This is a genomic window from Metabacillus sp. KUDC1714 (genome assembly GCF_014217835.1).
Taxonomy (GTDB): domain Bacteria; phylum Bacillota; class Bacilli; order Bacillales; family Bacillaceae; genus Metabacillus; species Metabacillus rhizosphaerae.
In genome coordinates, this window is record NZ_CP055263.1 from 3,960,549 (window position 1) to 3,980,492 (window position 19,944).

Annotated in this window: 20 protein-coding genes; 16 read left to right on the forward strand and 4 right to left on the reverse strand. The window is 33.6% G+C overall.

The annotated features are described in order from the left end of the window. Positions 1-362: 362 nt before the first annotated feature. The 3 genes from HUW50_RS18180 to HUW50_RS26855 all read left to right on the forward strand — a co-directional run bounded on the left by HUW50_RS18180 (position 363) and on the right by HUW50_RS26855 (position 2,406). Positions 363-1,709 (forward strand): hemolysin family protein, encoded by a 1,347-nt coding sequence (locus HUW50_RS18180; protein ID WP_066330994.1) that lies wholly within the window; start codon positions 363-365, stop codon positions 1,707-1,709. 342 nt (positions 1,710-2,051) lie between these two features. Beyond that, the gene (locus tag HUW50_RS27600; RefSeq protein WP_396652647.1) at positions 2,052-2,180 is read left to right on the forward strand and encodes a hypothetical protein; all 129 of its coding nucleotides are present in this window, start codon (positions 2,052-2,054) and stop codon (positions 2,178-2,180) included. Between the two features lie 100 nt (positions 2,181-2,280). Then, complete coding sequence (locus tag HUW50_RS26855) at positions 2,281-2,406, forward strand: DUF6254 family protein (protein ID WP_221629139.1); 126 nt, start codon at positions 2,281-2,283, stop codon at positions 2,404-2,406. 75 nt (positions 2,407-2,481) lie between these two features. On the opposite strand, the gene HUW50_RS18185 is transcribed toward HUW50_RS26855, so the two are convergent. Beyond that, positions 2,482-3,813 carry a DUF2254 domain-containing protein gene (locus HUW50_RS18185; RefSeq protein ID WP_260445538.1) on the reverse strand — a complete coding sequence of 444 codons (1,332 nt, stop codon included), beginning with the start codon at positions 3,811-3,813 and terminating at the stop codon, positions 2,482-2,484. Between the two features lie 289 nt (positions 3,814-4,102). Between HUW50_RS18185 and queC the strand changes: the two genes are divergently transcribed. The 4 genes from queC to queF are packed head-to-tail and all read left to right on the forward strand — an operon-like array spanning position 4,103 to position 6,454. After that, the gene (gene queC, locus HUW50_RS18190; protein WP_185654076.1) at positions 4,103-4,765 is read left to right on the forward strand and encodes a 7-cyano-7-deazaguanine synthase QueC; all 663 of its coding nucleotides are present in this window, start codon (positions 4,103-4,105) and stop codon (positions 4,763-4,765) included. Next, the gene (gene queD / locus HUW50_RS18195; RefSeq protein ID WP_066330984.1) at positions 4,762-5,205 is read left to right on the forward strand and encodes a 6-carboxytetrahydropterin synthase QueD; all 444 of its coding nucleotides are present in this window, start codon (positions 4,762-4,764) and stop codon (positions 5,203-5,205) included. The genes queC and queD overlap by 4 nt, the downstream gene beginning before the upstream one ends. Then, positions 5,202-5,930, forward strand: a complete 729-nt coding sequence (queE, locus tag HUW50_RS18200) for a 7-carboxy-7-deazaguanine synthase QueE (protein ID WP_260445539.1) — start codon at positions 5,202-5,204, stop codon at positions 5,928-5,930. The genes queD and queE overlap by 4 nt, the downstream gene beginning before the upstream one ends. Positions 5,931-5,956: 26 nt before the next feature. Then, complete coding sequence (gene queF / locus HUW50_RS18205) at positions 5,957-6,454, forward strand: preQ(1) synthase (protein WP_066330982.1); 498 nt, start codon at positions 5,957-5,959, stop codon at positions 6,452-6,454. Positions 6,455-6,514: 60 nt separating this feature from the next. On the opposite strand, the gene HUW50_RS18210 is transcribed toward queF, so the two are convergent. Further along, positions 6,515-6,703, reverse strand: coding sequence for a YkvS family protein (locus HUW50_RS18210; RefSeq protein ID WP_066330978.1), 189 nt, complete (start codon positions 6,701-6,703; stop codon positions 6,515-6,517). Positions 6,704-7,009: 306 nt separating this feature from the next. On the opposite strand from HUW50_RS18210, the gene HUW50_RS18215 reads away from it, so the two are divergent. The 9 genes from HUW50_RS18215 (at position 7,010) to HUW50_RS18255 (ending at position 17,553) form a co-directional block, all read left to right on the forward strand. Beyond that, the gene (locus tag HUW50_RS18215; protein ID WP_066330975.1) at positions 7,010-7,864 is read left to right on the forward strand and encodes a patatin-like phospholipase family protein; all 855 of its coding nucleotides are present in this window, start codon (positions 7,010-7,012) and stop codon (positions 7,862-7,864) included. Positions 7,865-7,997: 133 nt separating this feature from the next. Next, complete coding sequence (locus HUW50_RS18220; protein ID WP_066330973.1) at positions 7,998-8,192, forward strand: hypothetical protein; 195 nt, start codon at positions 7,998-8,000, stop codon at positions 8,190-8,192. A gap of 354 nt (positions 8,193-8,546) precedes the next feature. Then, entirely contained in the window at positions 8,547-9,089 is a 543-nt protein-coding gene (locus HUW50_RS18225; protein WP_232329023.1) for a cell wall hydrolase, read from the forward strand. A 220-nt stretch (positions 9,090-9,309) separates the two neighbouring features. Then, positions 9,310-10,794: a spore germination protein gene (locus HUW50_RS18230; protein WP_396652546.1), complete on the forward strand. Its 1,485-nt coding sequence runs from the start codon at positions 9,310-9,312 to the stop codon at positions 10,792-10,794. Positions 10,795-10,810: 16 nt separating this feature from the next. Further along, positions 10,811-11,908, forward strand: coding sequence for a GerAB/ArcD/ProY family transporter (locus tag HUW50_RS18235; protein WP_066330962.1), 1,098 nt, complete (start codon positions 10,811-10,813; stop codon positions 11,906-11,908). Continuing rightward, positions 11,908-12,969 carry a Ger(x)C family spore germination protein gene (locus HUW50_RS18240; protein ID WP_066330960.1) on the forward strand — a complete coding sequence of 354 codons (1,062 nt, stop codon included), beginning with the start codon at positions 11,908-11,910 and terminating at the stop codon, positions 12,967-12,969. Before HUW50_RS18235 ends, HUW50_RS18240 begins: the two co-directional genes overlap by 1 nt. Before the next feature lie 118 nt (positions 12,970-13,087). After that, positions 13,088-14,413 (forward strand): polysaccharide biosynthesis protein, encoded by a 1,326-nt coding sequence (locus HUW50_RS18245; RefSeq protein WP_066330958.1) that lies wholly within the window; start codon positions 13,088-13,090, stop codon positions 14,411-14,413. 221 nt (positions 14,414-14,634) lie between these two features. Then, a complete protein-coding gene (locus HUW50_RS18250; RefSeq protein ID WP_066330951.1) occupies positions 14,635-15,135 on the forward strand; it encodes a peroxiredoxin family protein in 501 nt (166 codons plus the stop codon). 486 nt (positions 15,136-15,621) lie between these two features. Further along, positions 15,622-17,553: a heavy metal translocating P-type ATPase gene (locus HUW50_RS18255; protein WP_066330948.1), complete on the forward strand. Its 1,932-nt coding sequence runs from the start codon at positions 15,622-15,624 to the stop codon at positions 17,551-17,553. Between the two features lie 116 nt (positions 17,554-17,669). On the opposite strand, the gene HUW50_RS18260 is transcribed toward HUW50_RS18255, so the two are convergent. After that, on the reverse strand, positions 17,670-17,885 hold the full coding sequence (locus tag HUW50_RS18260) for a hypothetical protein (RefSeq protein ID WP_066330944.1): 216 nt from the start codon (positions 17,883-17,885) through the stop codon (positions 17,670-17,672). A 397-nt stretch (positions 17,886-18,282) separates the two neighbouring features. Further along, complete coding sequence (locus HUW50_RS18265) at positions 18,283-19,788, reverse strand: phytoene desaturase family protein (protein ID WP_066330941.1); 1,506 nt, start codon at positions 19,786-19,788, stop codon at positions 18,283-18,285. Between the last annotated feature and the right edge of the window lie 156 nt (positions 19,789-19,944).

Sequence of the window (19,944 nt, forward strand, 5' to 3'; positions counted from 1 at the left end):
CAGCAATATTTCACTGGAAAAGAGTAAAAGTTTAACAATTTTAGCTGTATCACTCATTTAAGGTCATAATACGTGATTTTTCATTGGAAAAGGTATTTTTAAACGGTTTATCACATATTTATTTAAGAAATCGACTAAGTGTTATGTTTGACTGTTTACTTTATTTCGTATTATGATTATTCTAATAAAAACTGTGGGGTGATAATATGGGGCAGAGTTAAAATTAAATAGACTAATAGCATCCCTTATTGTACTCCAAGCGGACGCTATATAAAAGATTCATAGTAATTGAATAAATATTAAGATTTAACTCTCAGGAGGTGACTCCTTTTCCGTTCTTAGGACGGAGTAAGGAAGCTTATTTGGACATAGTAAATTTGTTGCTTGTTGCAATTTTGATCGCTCTTACGGGTTTTTTCGTTGCTTCTGAATTTGCGATAATTAAAATTAGGAGCTCTCGTATTGACCAATTAATTGCAGAAGGAAACAAACAGGCAAGTGCGGCAAGACAAGTCATTGATAATCTTGATGAATATTTGTCAGCTTGTCAGTTAGGAATAACCATTACAGCATTAGGATTAGGGTGGCTTGGAGAACCGACGATTGAACATTTGTTAACACCATTATTTGAACGTTTTGAGCTGCCAGATTCTGTGGCTACTGTTTTATCATTTGTCATCGCGTTTTCTACCATTACCTTTTTACATGTTGTAGTTGGTGAGTTAGCACCAAAAACGGTTGCTATTCAAAAGGCTGAAGCAATTAGCATATGGTTCGCTCGACCATTAATGGCCTTCTATCGTATAATGTACCCGTTTATTTGGGCTTTAAACGGATCTGCCCGATTTGTTACAGGAATATTTGGTTTTAAGCCTGTTTCAGAACACGAACTTGCTCATAGTGAGGAAGAGCTTAGGATCATTTTATCTGAAAGCTATAAAAGCGGAGAAATTAATCAGTCTGAATTTAAGTATGTAAATAAAATCTTTGAATTTGATAATCGAATTGCAAAAGAAATTATGGTGCCTCGTACAGAAATTATTTCCTTATCAATCGATGCACCAATCAAGGAACAGTTAGAGATAATTAAAGATGAAAAATATACTCGTTATCCTATTGTAGATGGCGACAAAGACCATATTATTGGAATTGTAAATATTAAAGAAATTTTTACAGATCTTATTCATCTAAAAGAACAGCATTCTTTTTCCATTGATACGTATATTCGCCCGATTATTCAAGTGCCTGAGTCAATTCCGATTCAGGAATTATTATTGAAAATGCAAAAAGAGAGAATTCATATGTCAATTTTAATTGACGAATATGGTGGTACCGCTGGTCTTGTTACCGTAGAAGATATTTTAGAAGAAATCGTTGGTGAAATTCGTGATGAATTTGATGCGGATGAGGTACCGCTTATCCAAAAGGTCAACGATTCGAAATATATTATTGACGGTAAAGTACTTGTTAGCGAAATAAACGACTTATTTGGTATAGAGATTGATGACTCTGACGTTGATACAATTGGTGGTTGGGTTTTAACAGAACAATATGATATTAAAACGGGTGGATTTGTGGAATTTGGCTCACATACCTTTAAGGTAACTGAAATGGAAAACCATCATATCCGATATCTCGAAATCACTAAAAAACAACAAGAAGTACTATCAAATCCAGCTTTACTTGAAAAAAAAATAGCCACTTCATAAGGAACTTACATTTGTAAGTTCTTTTTTCTTTTAACTGAAGTTTTGAAACCTATTGATCCCATTAAACGTCTTAATTAACGGAATAATATTTGTACCAAATGTGTATGGGAAAATAAGAATATGACATAAGGTTGTTCTACTATGTTCTTATGCTTTCATATAGTTATGGTGCTAATACTACATTTTTAAAAGGGGATTATATATTGAAAAATGGTAAGGGTATTTATGGATTTTGTTTAGTAGCTTTAGGTGTTTTATTTTCTTTGCAATCATTAGGATTAGCTATCGTTGTTTGGCGGTCGTAATTTTGGTCTTTTAATCCCGATTTTCATATTATCTTGTTTGGGGACTGTGTTTATTCTACAAAATTTACTTCCATTTAATGTTTTATCATTTTGGCCAGTTTTATTAATTATCGTAGGTCTTTTCCTTATCTTCGCTAAAAGCAATGATTCCTCAAAAGATCTATAAGAATGAAAATACAGCTACAGGAGAATATAAAAAGAAGCTTCTTTTACGAGGCCTTCCTGCCAATTTATTCGAAAAATCGATATAAAGGAGTTTGGTGACAATGACACAATCAAAATCTCAACAGGAACGTCAATGGGCTGTCCGTAAACAATCTCAAAATCCTCATGGTAAAGTAAAATCGTTTGACGAACTTGCTGGTGAAGCGGGAAAAAAGGAAAATAAATAGTGACGCTAATACAAAAACGGGTGATGCTTTTTCACCTGTTTTTTGTATGTAAATTCAAAATGATTGATTTGCTAATTACCTTAACATCAACTCCTTCTCACGTTTTTGTTTATCACACACATTAGCAAGGATTTTTAATTGGATATTTAAAAATTCCCTATCTTTTGACAACCAGTTAACTTCTCTTAAACCTTCGACGATATAAAGAGAAAACTCCCATATCACACCTTTAATGAATGGTGAGTTCCCTTGAGCGATAAAGGATAATCCCTTTAATAGCGCAGCCATTACTGAAACATCCTCTTTTGCATAATGACGAATTTGATAAAAGCACTCATATAAATAATCAGAGAACGAAGGTTTTTCAAAAATAACACGTAGCTGTTGGTGTTGATCATAATGGAAAGGTATTTCTAAATGTTTCTGTCCTAATAATGACAAAATTTTAGTTAAATGGTTCATACTATTGATTGCAGTATAAGGATCATTAATCGCTGGTGAAACTGCTCTGAGGGCAATTTCAACCAATTTTTGTAGACCGAATTTAATGTCCTGTACAGGCTCTTGGTCATTAGAAATGGTAATAAGTGATAAATATCGATGACTTTTACTAAGATCATCAAGGTTCCAAATCGAAAAAAGCGGAGTAGTTTGATCAACGTAATTTCCTAAGTCCTGTTCGATTTTAAGAATACAATTATCTTGTGTGGCTTGAGAAATTATTTTCTCTATTTCAATGTATTCAATATAGCCAGACTTTTTACTAATTAGTAAATAAGGTTTAACAGTTGTTAATTCTTCATATTCCCAATTCTTCCATGGTGATTCAGCTTGAAATTCATTTTCGCCTACATAATGATTATGTATAGAGTTCATCGTTTTCATTGTAATATGAAAGATTAAATTACTTACCTTAATCCAGGTAGTAACATGATGAATAAAGAATACAAACATACCTAAACAAATAATGGACACAAAAATCGCAAAAGTAGGTACGATGAATAATGTACTTGTATCATTTTCTCTTACTAGTAACAATAAAATAATCGTATAAATAAACCCGCCAATGAAAATCCCTAATACTCGCTGTGTATGATGATCGGTTATAAAGTTCTGAAGAGCTCTCGGAGAAAATTGGGATAAATACGTTGTTAAAACAACAAGAATTGATGAGAAGGTGATCGTTGTCATTGTTAGTAATGAAGTAGATAATGAACTTAAGATCGTTTGAGCAAGATCCATATCTGATAAGAATACGTTTGGAATACTTGAATAAAATGATTGACGTGCTAAAAAACGATCGAATAGCATGCTTATGATAGCAATAATAAATGCTAAGACCCCATAAACAGTTGGCAAATACCAAAAGCTAGTCCTAACACGAATGATGAGTTGTCTAATTGACATCTTATACACCCCACTAACAATATCATTGCAAAAAAAATTCATTCGTGATATATTTTCTAAGTTGAAAATTTAAGAACAAATCCGATTCTTAGAGATCGGGAGAGGTTCTAGCCCAACCCTCTATAAAAAACTACCATATCTTTGATATAGTTTTATTATAGAATGAACAATGCGCTAGACACCTCGAAACTTCTTCGAAGGTGTTTTTTTTATTGTGAAAAAATAATAGGTTCTTACAGTATGTGTAATGAACGATTGATTATACATCAAAAGAAGGGAACGGTTTTTGATGAAAAATGAAAAGGCAGTTGTTGTATTCAGTGGTGGTCAAGATAGTACAACATGTCTATTTTGGGCATTAAAGCAATTTAAAGAAGTTGTCGCGGTAACATTCAATTATAATCAACGCCATAGCTTAGAAATCGATGTGGCGAAATCAATAACAGAAGAACTTGGAATAAAGCATCATATTTTAGATATGTCTTTGTTAAATCAACTCGCACCAAATGCTTTAACAAGAGAAGACATTGAAATCGAACATAAGGATGGCGAGCTGCCGTCAACTTTTGTTCCAGGTAGAAATCTACTATTTTTATCATTTGCTACCATTTTAGCTAATCAAATTGGAGCCAAACACATCGTTACTGGTGTGTGTGAAACTGACTTTAGTGGATATCCTGACTGTCGAGATGCATTTGTTAAATCCTGTAATGTAACGCTGAATTTAGCTTTAGATAAACCATTTGTCATTCATACACCATTAATGTGGATTAATAAAGCAGAAACATGGAAGCATGCAGATGATCTTGGTGTACTTGACTTTATCCGTAAGAAGACATTAACCTGCTATAACGGCATTATTGCTGAAGGCTGTGGAGAATGCCCTGCATGTAGATTAAGAAAAAATGGTCTTGATGAATTTTTACTTAAAAAAGGTGTGGTTGAAAAATGATTCAACAAATATACCCTCAAGTACAACACAATTATCAATTTGAGCTAAATAAGGATATGCATATTGCAGCAGCACATTATATCCCACATGAAGATGCTGGAAAATGCCAAAAAGTTCATGGTCATACGTATTTTGTGAATGTAACCATTGCAGGTGATGACCTTGATGATTCTGGCTTTTTAGTGAATTTCTCAGGTATCAAAAAACTAATTCATGATCGTTTTGACCACACTATTTTAAATGATCATACAGAGTTATTTTCTGATAAGGACCCGAATTTTTTTCCAACAACTGAAGGGATGGCGCGAGCGGTTTGGGAAGTGATTCAAAGGGAGCTTGATACAAAAGTAAATAAACCGAAATGTGTCCAAGTATTTGTAAGGGAAACACCAACAAGCTATGTCGTGTTCCGTCCGAAACAAAAGGAGGAACAGCAGTGAAGAAGATTCCTGTATTAGAAATATTCGGTCCGACCATCCAAGGTGAAGGGATGGTGATTGGACAAAAGACAATGTTTGTTCGAACTGCCGGATGTGATTATTCATGCAGCTGGTGTGATTCTGCTTTTACATGGGATGGCTCAGCAAAGAATGATATTAGACAGATGACAGCTGAAGAAATTTGGTCAGAGCTGACTGAATTAGGTGGTAATCGTTTTTCACATGTGACGATCTCTGGTGGGAATCCTGCTCTATTAGCAAATTTGGATGATTTTGTTCATCTGCTGAAGGAGAAAGGGAAAAAAATCGCGATTGAAACACAGGGCAGTAAATATCAAGAATGGCTGAAAAGTATCGATGATCTAACAATTTCTCCAAAACCACCTAGTTCTGGAATGAAAACTGATTTTACGAAGCTTGATGAAATAATCAATACACTAACTAATTCAAATAAGCATAATTCGTTAAGCCTAAAGGTTGTTGTATTTCATACAGAAGACTTGAGTTTTGCAAAATGTGTTCATCTCCGTTATCCTGAGATTCCATTTTATCTTCAAGTAGGTAATGAAAATGTTCACACAGCAGAAACGGATCGTCTTGTTCAAACTTTATTAGAAAAATATAAATGGTTAATTGATCAAGTAATTGAAGATTCACAACTTAATAATGTCCGTGTATTACCTCAACTTCATACATTAGTCTGGGGAAATAAGCGCGGAGTTTAATAAATATAGAAAAGAGGAATGGGAAATTGGCTGGTAGAAAAAATGAAGAATTGAAAGATGTTACACTCCTTGGTAATCAAGGTGTAAATTACTTATTTGAGTATTCACCACAAATTTTAGAATCATTTGATAATAAACATCCTAATCGAGATTATTTTGTAAAATTCAATTGTCCTGAATTTACATCTTTATGTCCAATAACAAATCAACCAGATTTTGCAACAATTTACATTAGCTATATCCCAGATCAAAAAATGGTTGAAAGTAAATCATTAAAATTATATTTATTTAGCTTTAGAAACCACGGGGATTTCCATGAAGACTGCATGAATATCATCATGAATGACCTTATTGAGTTAATGGATCCTCGTTATATTGAGGTATGGGGGAAATTCACGCCAAGAGGTGGGATTTCAATTGATCCTTATACAAACTATGGGAAGCCAGGAACAAAATATGAAGAAATGGCGAGCTATCGCTTAATGAATCATGACTTGTATCCTGAAACGGTTGATAATAGATAAATGATGTTTTTACAAAAGCAAAACGCGAAGAATGAAATATTCTTCGCGTTTTGCTTTATATTATGAGAATGAGTCTTTAACAATTTTATAGTTTTTGTGATTTACAACTGTACGTCTATCAAGATCTAAATCTCTGAAGTTTTCCATATAGGTTAAGTCAACAATTACAGAATTTTCATTAACCTTTTCAACAACACCTGTTAATCCTTCTCTAAATTCAATGATACTTCCAACTTTAGCGATTTTCATTGCCTCGCTCCTTTACATATTCTTCGACGATCAGGATCTCTATTTGTCTTACTCTAATCAATCTAAGTATTTGCTGGCGCCTTGAGCCTTAGGCACTAATTTATAAACTGTAAAACACTTTATTAGCATTATTTAACACTATTTTTTCTAGTAAGTAAAGCCTTTCATTCTATTTAGTGAAAAAAACTTTACAGATGATGGATATTCATCATTAACCAACAATTAATGACAATAATCAACACGTTTTATAAGAGGGAAATGATTATGTATGATATATTTAAATAATATTGATTCAAGGGAGCGTTTATTATGACAGGGGCAGGTTTAGTATTAGAAGGTGGAGGGATGAGAGGAATTTATACTGCTGGTGTCTTAGAGTATTTTATGGAACAAGAGCTATATTTTCCTTATGTTATTGGGGTATCAGCAGGTGCTTGCTTTGGAGCATCATATCTTTCAAGACAAAAAGGTAGAAATCGTAAAGTGAATATTGATTATATTACACATCCTAACTATCTATCATTTCAAAATTTTTTAAAGCACCGTCAACTATTTGGAATGGATTTTCTTTTTGACGAAATGCCAAAAAGAATCGTTCCATTTGACTTTGATATGTTTTATCGTGGATCTGAGGAGTTTGTAGTAGCTACAACAGATTGTCATACAGGGTTACCGCATTATTTTAACAGAGCGGACTATGGAAAGGATCTATTAACCATTATTCGAGCATCTAGTTCATTACCCTTTATAGCACCAATTGTTGAATACAATGGTAAAGCGTTATTAGATGGTGGCATAGTAGATTCTATTCCTATAAAGAAAGCAGAAAGTGATGGAAACAAAAAGAATGTGGTAATTTTAACGAAAGAGGGATCTTACATAAAGAAAAAGTCAAATATTCGATGGCTTCTTAATCGTTCCTATCGCAAGTATCCAAAGCTCATTGAAGCGGTTTTAACGAGGTATGAGATGTATAATGAAACAGTTGCTTATATTGAAAAGCAGGAGAAGAATGGATCTGCTTTTGTGATTAGACCTAGTAATAATCTTAAAGTAGGTAGAATCGAACGGAATCCCAAAAAGCTTGAACATTTATATTCACTAGGCATGCAGGATGCAAGAAGAGAATTTGCTCGATTAAAAAGCTGGTTACAAGACTGATAATACGGTGATACCAATTGAATGGCACAATTTAAGACGAAGTCAGCTAATTGAATTGTTGTACAAGTGTTTACTTGAGGAATGGTAAAATAAAATATAAGATAATTTCGATTGATTATAGGAGGGTATGGCTATGGATGAACGAACGATTCATGAGATATTAGATAAGCTTAAAAGTGGTGAATTACATGAATACCATGTTGGGAAGGATCTGTTTCTAAGTTTTCGAAATATATTAATTAATCGAACAGATTTTAAGCATTTTCGCGGAATCGCACAACAAGGTGGGAGTATCATCTATCGATATTTAAAAGAGCCAAGAAGTTAAGGAATTAACTTCTTGGCTCTTTGCCGTATTAAGCATTCTTTTTAAGTATTAAAATTTAAAAAGGAAGAAGATTGTTTAAATTGAATCATTTGAGAAAAAAGATATATATTGACTGAATTTAGAAGGGGCAAGGGATTAATGTTTTATGTCCGTGACAAAATCATAAAGTTTTGGAATACCTACCATAAATTGAGGGATGTCCTGTAAGGATAAACCTGTTAGTCTTGTTCATGTAGCCAAGAGAACGATAGCTTAATAAAATTAGAAACTTGTACCTTAGGAGGTTACGAAAATATGAAAAAGACAATCTTAAAACTTGTTGCTGTTTCAACATTAGCTTTATCGCTCATTGCGATGTCAGCTCCACAATCAAAAGCTAGTGCTGCAACAACACACCAAGTTCAATCAGGTGATACGTTCTGGTTAATTGGTAAGAAGCATGGAGTGTCTGTCAAATCGTTAATGTCGACAAATAAAAAATCAACACCATTACTATTGGTAGGAGAAAAATTAGTTATACCTCAAACAATTACAGCAGCAGAAAAAGATTTATTAGCAAGACTTGTACATGCAGAAGCTAAAGGAGAATCATATGCAGGTAAGGTCGCTGTTGCATCTGTTGTATTGAATCGTGTTGATAGTGAATTATTCCCAAATGATATTAAGAGTGTTATTCATCAAAAAGATCAAGGTTATTATGCATTTTCACCGGTACAAGATGGTGCGATTAATGAACCAGCAGATGCTAAATCAAAGGAAGCTGTTCAGGAAGCACTAGCATTCCGTGGCATGGGTAACCATTCATTGTACTTCTATAACCCTAAAACAGCAAAAAGTACGTGGATTACATCACGTGAAGTAACAGTTAGAATTGGTAACCATGTATTTGCGAAGTAATTTTTGAAAATAAAGCTTATTACTAAAGAGGATGATCTTATAAGGTCATCCTCTTTTTGTTGTAATTATAAGGATAATGCTAGATCGCTAAGCAAGGCTTTCTATTATTGGTGCATAATTCCATACATAGTTGGCATGCTATTAAGAATAAAGATAATCGGTCGTACATGTTGAATAAACGGGCAATTTGTTAAGAATAAAGAAGCGTGTGGTGTGACAAATGGATAAAATGAAATATGAAAGTGGCAAAGATAAGCCTTCATTAGCAACAGTATTTGCACGATTTAGAATGTCATCTGATTTTCTTCAATATCAAGATGGTACAAATCATGTGAAATATTGGGTTTCATATATAAGAACATTAGTTGATGTACAAACACTTCAACAAACAATCATGCCTTTCTTGAAAAGTGATCAATGGAAAACATTAGAGGAGTTAAAAAAAGGGATCCCTATTGAAAATATCATACTTACAATTGATACAGATGTGATTAAGGAAAAGCTTCTTGAGGGGTATATAGTAGTATGTTTGTCTGAATATGGTCTACCTTGTGCTCTTGTTAAGGCAACAATAAATAAGGCTCGTGATGTATCACTTCCAGAAGTAGAATTTAGTGTTGTTGGTCCAAAAGAGGCATTCGTTGAATCGATTGAGTCAAATATTAACTTGATTAGAAAACGGGTAACTAGTGATAAATTGCGAATTTTTGAAATGAAGGTTGGGGATTTATCTAATACGAAGCTTGCGATTTTATATGTTGAGGATATATGTGATGAACAGAATGTACATACAGTAATACAACGAATAAAAGATATACAATTTGATCAAATCAGTGATAGCTCTTTTATTTCACAGATGATCTCAGATAATCACAATTCACCTTTCCCGCAGCTTTTGGATACAGAACGCCCTGACAGGGTCTCATCTATACTTGCTGAAGGAAAGATTGGGATTATTGTAGATGGTTCTCCTCATGTACTAATTGGACCAACTACATTAGTTGAATTTTTTTCAGCTTTTGATGACTATTTTTATAATTGGCTTAGTGCCTCATTTTTTCGTTTAATTCGTCTATTTGCAGTTGCATTCTCGATATTGGTAACACCTGTTTATGTAGCGGCTTTAACTTATCATTATGAATTAATCCCAAGTGATTTATTAAACACTCTTATCTCATCTCGTAGGGATGTTCCGTTGCCACCTATATTAGAAGCATTATTTTTGGAATTAACAATTGAATTATTAAGAGAGGCAGGAGCGAGATTGCCAACGAAGGTTGGTCAGACAATTGGTATCGTTGGAGGGATTGTTATCGGAACAGCTTCAGTTGAGGCTGGTTTAACGAGTAACATTTTGCTTATTATTGTAGCTCTATCTGCACTAGCTTCATTTACAACACCAATTTATGCTATGGGTAATACGATCCGGATGCTTAGATTTCCATTTTTACTCTTTGCACAATGGTTTGGTTTGCTTGGCATAGTTATATGCTTTAGTTTTTTGACAGCACATTTGTTAAGGTTAACATCTTTAGGAAGACCTTTTTTAGAGCCAATTTATCCACCCAGAACAATTGATATGAAGGATGCCCTTATCAGGCTCCCATTTTCATTAATGTCAAAACGACCACAACAATTACGTACTAATAAACCAAAGCGTTTTTCATCTGAAAATGCTAAAAAGAACAAAGACATCGATGAGTAAGTGAGGTGAAAGGTCTATGATTAAAATTGCAGAGCGCTTTCAGGTATCGCATTTTTTGGTGTTTTATTTAATCCATTCACTGCAATTCGGAGTAGGTGTATTAGGGTTTCAACGAATAATTGCAGAAAACTCTGGAAGAGATGCTTGGATTGCTGTTATTTTGTCAGGCCTACTCGTACATGCTTCCTTATGGATGATTTACCGAATTTTACAGAATTCTAACGGTAATATTGTGACGGTTCATAAGGAGATATTTGGAAAATGGGTTGGTGGATTTTTTAGCATTCTTTTATCGTTGTATTTTAGTCTTATGGCGATCACTGTACTTAGAACCTATGTTGAAATTCTTGAGGTATGGATGTTTCCTGACATTAATATCTGGGTGTTTTCATTTATCTTTTTTTTGTTAGTCTATTACATAATTAGTGGTGGTTTTCGAGTTGTAACAGGAATAAGTTTTTTTGGAGTAGTGTTGCCTTTTTATCTACTTTTTACATTCTTATTCCCACTCCAATTTGCTGATATAAAGAATTTATTTCCGATATTTGATCATTCAGTAAAAGATATAGCCATATCAACTAAAAAGATGTCATTAACGATAATTGGCTTTGAAGCACTGCTTGTTTATTATCCATTTATAAAAAATATTCAAAAATCAAAAAAATGGGCGCATCTAGCAGTTGCCTTTAGTACGTTTGTATATACCTTTATTTGTATCATTACAATCATTTATTTTAGTGAGGAACAGCTTGGGAAAAATGTCTGGGCTACTTTAACAATATGGAAAATTATTGAATTACCGTTTGTTGAGAGATTTGAATACATAGGAATTGCTAATTGGAGTATTATTATCCTACCAAATATTTGTTTATCTTTCTGGGCTGCAAGTCGTTGTTTAAAAGATGCATTTGCATTTAATCAAAAATATTCCCTCCTTTTCGTGCTTATGATTGCATATTTTTGTGTGAATTTCTATCAAACACGAGCAGAAATTAGTTTAATAAATGATATCATTGGTCAAATAGGTTTTTATATTATGTTTGTCTATATTCCAATCATATTTTTTCTTACTTTCATCATTCGAAAAGTTCGCAAAGGAAAGGAGAAAATTTAATGAAAAAATTCTTCCTTTTAGTTATTATTCTTCTATTAACAGGTTGTGTGGAGAAGGAAATAATTGATGATGTAAATCTGATTACTGTTACTGGTTTTGATAAATCCGAGGATAATCGTATTGAAGGAACTGCTATTATCAACACCTATTTGAAGGATCAGCCAGTACAAGATTATAAATTAGAGGGAAAGTCTGAAATGAGTAGAGACATTATTTCAGATATGCAAAAAAAGTCCCCAGATCCACTAGTGCTAGGTAAGTTACAAATTGTCTTATTTGGTGAAGAGTTATCAAAGTCTGGAGTAACGGATCTTGTTGATACACTACAACGTGATGCTTCAATCAGTGAAAGGCTTTTATTAGCTGTTACGAGAGGGGATTCTAAAAATATTTTAGGAGCAGACTTTGGAACTCAAGGTGCTTCAAGATTTTTATCAGACTTAATCATGCAAAATAAACTATATCGTGATTTACCAAGAACAAATTTACATTTGTTTTTGTTTCAATATTATTCCAAAGGGCAGGATCCTTACTTGCCGATTCTTAAAAATAATAATAATGGCATTGAAATTGATGGTTTAGCATTATTTGATAATGTAAAGCTAGTTGGTGAGATATCAAATGATAAATTACTTTTCTTTAAGGTATTAGCTGATCAATACTCGAAAGGTTCATATACCTTAAACCTTTCAGAATCAGGGGAAAAAGCAGGAATTAAGAGTATTTCAACTTCAAGAAAGTTAAATTTAGTCTCAACTGAGCCACTTAAGGTAGAAATTTCTGTGCATATAGAAGGTTTTATAAATGAATATACAGGAAAGAAGATCACTCCAAAGGTTGTTAAAGACGTTACAAAATCTTTTAAGGATGAAGTAGAAAAGGAATCTTTAGTACTTATTGAGAAATTCAAAGAATTAAAAATTGACCCGCTTGGAATAGGCGATGATATTCGCTCACAATCACGGAGCTTTAACATTGATGAATGGCGTGATAGGATTCAAGAATTGACCGTAGATGTCAAAGCTGACGTTGTTATTTCAGAAACAGGTGTAATCGATTAGTCTAAACAACATCTATTTTAGATCAACTCTCCTAAATGCTTATGCATTCCAATAATATTTTGATGTCTTGTCTCATATGTTTTAATTATGGACTAGTTTATTATGAGAGGACGACATCATGAATTCATTTGTTAAAGGTACATTATTACTTGTGATAGCTGCTTTTTTTGGAGAATGTCTCGAGTTTTTCGTTAATATGATTTTGGCCAGAGAGTTAGGAGAGGAAGGAATGGGCTTATATATGACAATTCTTCCAATGATCTTTTTTGTTGTCATTATTGCCAGTTTAGAGCTTCCAATTTCAATTTCGAAATTTATTGCTGAGAAACAACGTGAAACACATTACCATATGCTAAAGCATACGCTTTTTTTAACCTTATTATTTACAATTGCCTTTGTTATAGCTACTACACTGCTTATCCCATATATACCAGTTTTTCAAGGATATCATCCTTACATAAAGTGGTTGGTTGTGCTACTCATTCCAATTGTTTCGTTCTCTTCTATTGCAAGAGGTTATTTTATGGGAGTACAGCATATGGGGAAGATAGCATTCTCCAATTTTATTAAAAAGGTTGCCCAACTTTTACTCTTAAATTGGGTATATCAAACCTTCCAATTTGATTTACAGATGGCATTACTAATTGCCTTAACTACTTTAATTGCAAGTGAACTTCTTGTATGCACCTATTTAGTTGCTGCATACTTTCTTCAATATCAAATGTTAAGAAAAGAACCTAAGCAATTTATAAAAGGAAAAAAGGTGAGAAAAGCACTGTTTGCAGTTTCATTTCCAACAACTGGATTAAGGCTGTTCCATTCTTTTACACATGCTGTCCAGCCGTTTTTAGTAAAAGCAGCATTAATTGGTGCTGGGTTTTCAAGTGTAATGGCGAATGAGCATTATGGAATGCTCGCGGGAGTGGCGATGTCGATTGGATTTTTCCCTGCATTTATCGGCCATTCTTTAATGATCATGCTTATACCGAATGTCTCTGAAGCATATGCAAATAATGATTCAAGCAAGCTAATTCGTTTATTAAAGCAGGCCATGATGATTACGATGGTGTACGGGACTATTGCTGTTGTTGCTATGTATATGTTTGCAGAGCCTTTAACACATTTGTTTTTTAAATCAACCTCTGCATCATTTTACTTAAAACTACTTTGGCCATATTTTCTCTTTCATTTCTTTATTATTCCAATGCAAGCTTATTTAATTGGATTAGGTCTAGTAAAGGATGCGCTCTTTCATACGATATGGTCCCATGTGATATCATTTGGGATGATGTATGTATTGGGATCATTAGAGTTTCTTCATATGAAAGGGATCATTTTAGGTATGAACATGGGTGCTGTGCTCATGATGTTAATGCATTATGTTACAATCTGTAGAAAATTAGGAATAAGTGTTTATTTCATGAAAAGAAAATTTACATATTAATTTTAGATAGACGGTGAGCGTTAGTGCGAACCGTCTTTTTGGTTTAATAAAAAGGCTCTTTTTCTAAGCGATTGTTCATTTTATAACAAATTTTAATTGGTTGATTGGAACGGATTGCGTATAGTTCAATTAGAATTGTATGTTTCGTTCAATTTAGCAGAAACTAATAAAAAAATGTTTTAAAAACTTTTGTCAAAAGGGTGATTGAGCTGAATAAAAAATTGTTAGTCAGCATGATCTTGGGTTTCCTTATAAGTAATTTGTTTATCTCAGAAATCGTAGATGCAGCTGAAAATAGGATAATGATCGAAGGAGAAAAGGCAGTCGATTTCACCTTAAAAACGGTTGAGGGGAAAGCATTCAATTTATCTGATTATACTGGAAAAATTGTAGTTGTGAATTTTTGGACTACCTGGTGTACATATTGCCAAGAAGAAATGGAAGAGCTCATTAAATTTCGGGAAGAGGCTAAGTCATTAAACGTTGAGCTTTTAGGTGTGAATGTTACATCATCAGAACAAAGTGAAAATGTAGTCATTCAATTTGTGAAAGACCTTGAACTTCCATTTCAAGTTGGACTAGATGTGCATGGGGAAGTTTCAAAGACGTATCAAATTATTGGGATACCGACAACCTTTATTATTGATAGAAAGGGGATTGTTAAAAAAAAGCTGTTAGGACCGGTTACCTCAGATATGCTTAAGGAATTGGTTTCACAGTAATAATGTAAAGGGCAAATTTAAGAGCTAGAAGATCAGAGTGAACAATTTCGATCTTCTAGCTTTTTTATTTCCGGAATTTAGAAAAATTCCGAGGTATGGATATTCTAGAGATCCAACTGCTAAGTCTACATAGATCTCCACGTGCTCTTGTTTAAGTTTTTATCACATATTAAGTACTCCTTGCGCTTTGGATTTATCGAACTTTTCCAAGCTTCATTTATTATACTAAAGGGTATGGATCAGAGAACCACTCCAATTAATGACAAAGAATAAAAAAATCATAAAAACAAATGAGAAAAGTTATCATTAATTTATAATAATTATTATTTAGTAATTATAATAATTATTACTTGAAAATGTAAATTTGTTTGTTATAATTGATAATATATTAAATAATTCAATGGATTTACTCAATTTCTGTGTTTTATATCAAAAAATTGAAATAATGATTATGAATTTTATTCTCAATTAGAGGGAGTGGTTTGAATGGAACTAAATAGTGTTGGTCAAATAACTAATTCAGTTCGGTCAAATAAAGACAGTGGGATTTTTGTGAAATGGAGCGAACAGATCGAACTTATAAATGCAATTATTTCTGGGATTCTTATAGGATTCGGATGGTTCTTTGAAAGCCAAGGAAATGACACAGTTTCAATACCGTTGTTTATTCTAGCATTTGTGATTGGTGGTTATGCAAAAGCGAAGGAAGGTATTGTAGAAACCATTGCAGAAAAAAACTTAAATGTTGAACTGTTAATGATTTTTGCAGCAGTTGGCTCTGCTATGATTGGATATTGGACTGAAGGTGCCATCTTAATATTTATCTTTGCGATAAGTGGCGCACTTGAGACGTATACGATGAATAAAAGTCAGCGAGAGATTTCTGCATTAATGAGCCTTCAGCCTGAAGAGGCCCTTTTGATTGAAAATGGAAATGAAAGTCGAGTCCATGTATCTTCTTTACATATTGGAGATACAATCCTAGTAAAACCTGGAGAAAGAATTCCTACAGATGGAATAATAGTTACGGGAAAAACAAATATTGATCAATCAGCGATAACTGGTGAATCAATGCCTGTTGAAAGAGAGAGTAACGATGAAGTATTTGCAGGAACTGTGAATGGGAACGGTTCGATCACAGTTACAGTAACGAAAAAAAGTACAGAAACAATGTTTCAAAAGATACTAGATCTTGTACAATCTGCGCAATCGGAAAAATCACCATCACAACAATTTATTGAAAAATTTGAAGGAACATATGTAAAAACAGTATTAGCGCTTGTTGCGATTATGATGGTGCTTCCACATTTCGCGCTGGGGTGGAGCTGGAACGAAACGATTTATCGTGCACTTGTTTTAATGGTAGTAGCTTCACCTTGTGCGTTAGTTGCCTCGATTATGCCGGCTACTTTATCGGCAATATCTAATGGAGCTAGAAATGGCCTCTTATTTAAGGGAGGAGTTCATTTAGAACAATTAAGTAAAACAAAAGTTGTTGTGTTCGATAAAACAGGTACCTTAACAAAGGGTGAACCTACAGTAACAGATATTATCGTGTCGGACACAGTGGATGCTGACTCATTTTATGAGGCTGTCCTATCAATTGAGAACCAATCAAACCATCCATTAGCAAAGGCGATTGTTGCAAAAATACAAAGGGATTATCCAAAGCGTATTGCGAATATGACTTCAGTAGATGAAAAATCAGGTTTTGGAGTTAGTGCTGTTTTGAATGACATCAATTGGAAAATTGGAAAAGCAGACTTTGTAGGTCGTCGCGAAGCATTAGTTTATGAAAATAAAGTAAGTGAGAAGTTTGCAAAGGAAGGGAAAACAATAGTTTATGTTGTTCGTGAAGAACAAATAGTTGGACTTTTAGCACTGAAAGATGTTGTTAGAGAAGAAGCGAAATCAGCTATATATACATTACGACAAAATGGGATTAAAACGATTATGCTTACAGGTGATAGCAAATCAACGGCAGAGGCAATTGCAACAGAATTGCAGGTTGACCACTTTATTGGTGAATGCTTACCAGAAGATAAAGTAAATGAAATTAAGGCGTTAAAAGAAAAATATGGTAATGTTACAATGATTGGGGATGGAATCAATGATGCTCCAGCTCTTGCTACATCAGATGTAGGAATTGCGATGGGAGAAGGGACAGATGTTGCTCTTGAAACAGCGGATATTATTTTAATGAAAAATGAACTATCTAAGCTTACAAAGGCTGTTAAGCTTTCGAAAAAGATGAATCGTATAGTAAAGCAGAATATAGTTTTTTCAATGGCTGTTATTGCACTACTTATTTGCTCGAATTTTATCCAAGTGTTAGATCTTCCATTGGGTGTAATTGGTCATGAAGGAAGTACAATTCTTGTTATCTTAAATGGCCTACGTTTACTAAGAGGAAATTAAAAAGCTAAAGCACAAAAAGGACTGAGATCAAGGTAAGTCCTTTTGTGCTTTACTAGTTTTATTTAACTCTTTCAAATTAGGCAGTTAAATCCCCACTGATTGAAGACTCGTTTAATTTAAGATTCAGTAGCGGAGGGTGGGGAAGTTGTTTCTTCTTCATCAGGTCTTTTGCTGACAATAATATAAGAAATAACAAAACAGCAAAAACCAAAGATCCAGCCGAACACTGTACTATAATAAAAAGTATCAATTAATGACATACCGATAATCGGTGAAAAAACTCCTATAATACAAAGAATTGGAACTAAGTAACGTTTTACCCATTGAAGCACGAACAACAACTCCTTAGTAGGAAGAAAGATATATAGAGTTTGTTCAAAAAGTCCGAGAAATAACAATGAAGCCTCTAAAGATAGTCTTCTGTTTCGCTACTTATGTACTAAGAATAGTGGTCTATCTTCCTGAAAGTATTCTTTTCTATTTTCAGGACTTCAAGGGCCTCCATCAAATAGAAGTAGCTAAACAAAGCTACACATTCTTGAGCTCCTCGGCTCTTTTTTCCTCCCTTTATAAAACACGAATGTATAGTAGATATTATACAAGAAAAAAATTATTTCGAGTACATAAGAAATATTAAAAACATGTTACAAATGTACTGTTTTAATTAAAAATAGGTAAAATTGAACTTTCTTTACAAAAGAGTGAGAAAGTCGCTTGGTCTTTTGTTGCTTACCCAATTCCCTTTTTGTATTTAAGATCCTGTTCCAAGATTAAATCCGCTGTTAGTTGTCCAGATAATGTAACCAAGGGAATTCCACCACCGGGATGTGTTGATCCACCAACAAAGTATAAATTTTTTAACAGCGGACTTCTGCTAGGGATTTTAAATCCGCCATTCTTTTTTCGGTCTGATACAACTCCATATAAGGAGCCACCGTTTGCACCATAATCTTGTTGGAAATCGTTTGGGGTTAATGTATATTCATATTCTATATTTTCTTTTAACCCTTCTATTCCCATACGTTCTAGCTTATTTAGAATGATTTGGCGGTATTCGTCTTTCTTTTCTTCCCATGTTTCGTCCTTTTTTAGTGAAGGCACATGAGTCAATACGTAAAGATTTTCTTTTCCAATAGGTGCTAGGTTTGGATCTGTTTTAGCTGAAATACCAACATAAATAGTTGGATCTGTAGCCGGTATTCCTTCTGTGAAGATTTGTTGGAACTCCTTCTTAGGAGATTCAGAAAAGAAAAAATTATGATGTGCTAAATGCGAATATGTCTTGTTTACACCTAATAGTAATAAGAGTCCTGAAACCGTAGGTGGATATTTTTCTAACCCATTGTGTTCCTCAGGAGTTATTGGTTGGTTGTTTAATAGTGTGTCGTAAGTGGGAACAGCTTCCAAATTGGATACAACAATATCTGCTTCAAATAAACATCCGTTTTCTAGCTCAATCGCATGTGCGTAAGAATTTTGTGTAACAATTCGTTTTACTTTGGAATTAAGATGGACATTAACTTGCAGTTCATGAAGTATTTTTGAGAGTGCTTCAGCAATTTTAAAAATCCCACCTTCGACATAATAACTACCTAAACCAAGATGAATATGTGCAAGATTTGATAAGTTAGCAGGTGCTTGATAAGGTGATGAGCCACTCTGCATAGTTAGATAATTAAAAAGCTGCTGAATTTTTTTATTCTTAAAGAATTTCTTTGTACTCTGGTTCGTAGTTTTCATTGGTTCCATTGAAAACAAATCTTTTACACTTAGCATTGTACGTAAGTCTTGAATACCTGATATACTTTTTTTAAATGTGCTTTTTACATGAAAGTCATACATTTTGTTGCAGTAATGCAAAAAATTGAAAAATTCACTAGCATCTTCCTTACACAAAGACTGAAGCTGTTTAATCATCTCTGGCAAATCACTTGTTAAATTAATTAATGTTCCATCTTCAAAAAAAGCTTTCCATTGTGGTTCAATTCTTTTTATGGTTATGTAATCTGATAGCTTTCGATTAGCATTTAGGAAGAGATGATCTAGTACCCAAGGCATCGTAAGAATAGATGGACCTGTATCAAAAGTAAACCCCTGTTCACAGTGTGAATTGAGTTTTCCGCCAAGTCGTTTACCTTTTTCAAGGATGGTGACATCATAATTATCGACAGCAAGGCGTATTGCAGCTGACATACCACCTAAACCACCACCAATGATAATAACTTTCTTTTTAATTTTAAAAACCTCCTATCATTTGATATGGGATGATTGACAAGACAAGGTAATAGTAAAGTATAGGTATAGTTAGAAAACCAACATAAATGAGAACTGGAAGTAAAATATCATTTTATGAAAGAGTAATCTGCTTTCAACTTTCTATTTTGTCCATCA